Annotated in this window: 4 protein-coding genes; all 4 read right to left on the reverse strand. The window is 66.9% G+C overall.

Annotation, left to right across the window (positions count from 1 at the left end):
* Window positions 1-459: MutS N-terminal domain-containing protein (locus tag PGX04_RS33385; protein ID WP_465263870.1), on the reverse strand; the 459-nt coding region annotated here is incomplete at its 3' end.
* A 525-nt stretch (window positions 460-984) separates the two neighbouring features.
* The gene (locus tag PGX04_RS33390; protein ID WP_273742401.1) at window positions 985-1,308 is read right to left on the reverse strand and encodes a tRNA-binding protein; all 324 of its coding nucleotides are present in this window, start codon (window positions 1,306-1,308) and stop codon (window positions 985-987) included.
* A 143-nt stretch (window positions 1,309-1,451) separates the two neighbouring features.
* On the reverse strand, window positions 1,452-2,444 hold the full coding sequence (locus tag PGX04_RS33395; protein ID WP_273742402.1) for a TIGR03560 family F420-dependent LLM class oxidoreductase: 993 nt from the start codon (window positions 2,442-2,444) through the stop codon (window positions 1,452-1,454).
* Window positions 2,441-3,136, reverse strand: a 696-nt coding sequence (locus PGX04_RS33400; protein ID WP_273742403.1) for a thiamine-phosphate synthase family protein, incomplete at its 5' end; no start/stop codon positions are given. The genes PGX04_RS33400 and PGX04_RS33395, both read right to left, overlap by 4 nt.

Raw genomic sequence — 3,136 nt, forward strand, 5'->3', positions numbered from 1 at the left:
CCGGCCGGTCGTCACGTCGGCAAAGGCGAGGCCGTAGCCGGAATCGGTCGTCGAACTGCCGCTCGAGTCGCCGGCGCTCCCGCTGCCGTCGACGACCGCCGCGAGATACTGGGCGTCGGCGTCGCTGGTCTCGAGCAGGGTACCGGGGGTCACGACGCGGACGATTTCCCGCGCGTGGCCGGAGTCGGTCTCGTACTGATCGGCGACGGCGACGCGGTAGCCGCGTTCGACGAGGGCCTTGAGGTAGGGCGTGAGATCGTCGATCGGCACGCCAGCCATAGGGTACGACGAGCCGTGGGAGGACTTTTGGGAGACTTTGAGGTCGAGCTCCTCGCTGACGATCTCGGCGTCCTCGCCGAAGAACTCGTAGAAATCGCCACACTGCATCGTCAGTATTTCGGCGTCGGTCTCCTCTTTCAACGAGAAGAACTCTCCGACGATCCCCGTCGCCTCGGTCATATTCGGAGACTGTCCTTCCATCGCAAAAACCCTGCGGGATCCGCGGTGAAAGTGGTCGGCCGCGACCGATCACGCCCCGCCGTAGAGACTATCGGCCGCGTGACCGCGAGAACGAACGGCTCACCGAAAGACGCGGGATCACCATCTCGGAAGCGTCGGCCGGAGGCCGACGTCGAATCCATCCGGTGTGGTGTGAAATGGTAGGTGGGTGATCGGAATCGCCTGATGGATTCTGCCACGGTGGGACGATATCCGATCAGTGGCGAGGGGGCGGGATGTCTCGGGAGTTCGGACGGTTCAACTGGCAACGACTGGCTCCGCTCCGCCTCGCCACACGGACTCTTCGGAGCCGCTGAGTATACTTATAGAGCAGTTAAAGCCGTGTCAGCAGTTACAATGGGTTCCCGGCCCGGACCGCTCGACCGGCGGACAGGTGGGTCGGTCCACGGACAGTTCCCGTCATCGAGCGCACGAGACCCACAGTCGGGAGCTCCGACACCGGATACCGTCCGTCGATGAGACGGGTCAGTACAACGTCCCTCCCAGGGGAACGTCGTCGTCCGGCGACACCAGCACGGGATAGCCCTCCTCGCTGGGGACGCCGACGGTCAGCGCCTCGGATTTGAAGCCCGCGATCCGTACCGAGCCGAGGTTCGTGGCACAGAGCACTCGTCGACCGACGAGGTCCGCGGCGTCGTAGTGGTGGTCCAGCTGGCCGGCGGACTGGATCTCCCGCTCGCCGAGGTCGATCCAGAGTTTGGTCATCTTCGGCTTCTCGGCTTCGGGGAACGGCTCGGCCTCGATCACCTCGCCGACTTCGATGTCGACGTCGAACGGACTCTCGACCATGGGCAGTGGTAGCGGTGCCACCGAAAATTAGGTATCGGTTCTCGAGCGGATGGTTGAGTCGGCTCGAGCGGGCGATCGGACCGTTCCGAGGGTGGGGGTGAGGGTAGGGGAGGGGGAGGCGGTTCGGCACCGATCGCAGCCGGCTATTCGAGGAGTTCCTCGGCCAACAGCGAGAGGCTGTCGTCCTCGTCGTCGGCCGCGTCCGGAACGGCGAGTATGACCTCCTCGATGCCGGCATCGGCGTAGTCGGCGAGCCGGTCGGACACCTCGGCCGGCGTTCCCGTCGGAGCCGTCTCGAGGTAGCCGGCGAGGAAGAACTCGCGGGGCTCGCTCGGCCCGTCGGCGGGCAGGAACTCGCTCCGGAAGGCCTCGCGCTTTTCCTCGGCCGCCGCAGTCGTTTCGCCGACGAAGACGAACAACTCGGCCGATTTGCGGATCTCGTCGTACCGCGCCGCGCTCTCGCAGTAGTCACGCAGGATCTCGAGTTTTCCCGCGAATCCCTCCGGCTCGAGCGTCCCGTAGTTCCAGCCGTCGGCCAACTCGGCGGTGTAACGCAGCGTAAACTCCTCGCCACCGCCGCCGATCCAGATCGGCGGGTGGGGGTCCTGAACGGGCTGGGGTTCGCAGAACGCGTCCTCCAGATCGATCTCGAGGTATTCGCCCTCGTGGCTGTACGTCTCGTTCGTCCAGAGTCCCTGCAGGATCTCGACGGTCTCGGCGAGGCGGCGGAGCCGCTCCGCCGGCGGCTCCCGAAACTCGTAGCCGAAGCGGTCGTACTCGGCTTCGTACCAGCCGCCGCCCAGACCCAGCTCGAGTCGCCCGTCGCTCACCCGATCGACCGTCGCCGCCATCTTCGCGAGCAGGGCCGGATGGCGGTAGGACTGGCTGGTCACGAGCGTCCCGAGTCGCACTCGATCGGTCGCCTCGGCGACCGCGCTCAGCGTCGTCCAGCACTCGTGGGTCGACCGTCGTGGGTCGCCGATCCACGACTGGAAGTGGTCCTCGAGCCAGACCGCGTCGTAGCCCAGCGATTCGGCCTCGAGCGCGGTGTCCCGAACCGCGTCGATATCGGTGCCGTACTGGGGGAGGAGAAGCCCGACCGCGAGGTCGTCCGCGTCGCGATCCATCGCGCTCATTCGCGCACCTCCCGATCGAGTGCCAGCGTCCGATCGGCGAGCGTCTCGGGATCAGTGGCGACGAGTTTGACGAGCGCCTCTTTGCCGACTTCGCCGCGGTCGATGATCGCGACCGGTGGCTCGTCACGATCCTCGAATGCCCGTCGAGCGCCCCACCCCATCGTGCTCCCCTCGGTCTCTTTGACGGCCGCCGGTTCTTCACCGCGGTCGTACTCCGCGACGGGCCACTCGAGGGACTCGAGCGCTGCCGCCACGTCCGCGTCGAACCGGCAGTTGACCGCGAATCGCAGGTCGGGGACGAACTCTCGCGCCGAGAGGAGGAAGCGAGCGACGTGGCTCGAGGCACCGAACCGGACCCCGCGATTCGGCTGGACGCCCGAGAGCGTTCTGGTGATGCGACCCTCGACCGCTGCGGTCTCGGCGACGGTTTCGGCGTACGGTGTCGCACCGACGACGTTCATCCCGACCTCGGGAACCAGGGCCGAGACGTCGGCGTCGACGAACCGGTCGACGACCGCCTGGACCTCCTCGGCGGTCGGTTCCCGCGCGGCCTCGTTTCGCAGCGGAACCGTGTGGTTGACCGCGCCGTGGCCCTCACCGACATCGTAGTAGTATCGGACCGCACGCGCGAGGAAGTCGGTCGCACCTTCGACGGCGGTCTCGAGGGACTCACCCGTCGCGAGGCGGGCCGC

Source organism: Natrinema soli (assembly GCF_028618695.1).

Coding starts and splice junctions, on each gene's coding strand:
- PGX04_RS33390 (WP_273742401.1), bottom strand. CDS start 1,308: ATGGTCGAGAGTCCGTTCGACGTCGACATCGAAGTCGGCGAGGTGATC.
- PGX04_RS33395 (WP_273742402.1), bottom strand. CDS start 2,444: ATGAGCGCGATGGATCGCGACGCGGACGACCTCGCGGTCGGGCTTCTC.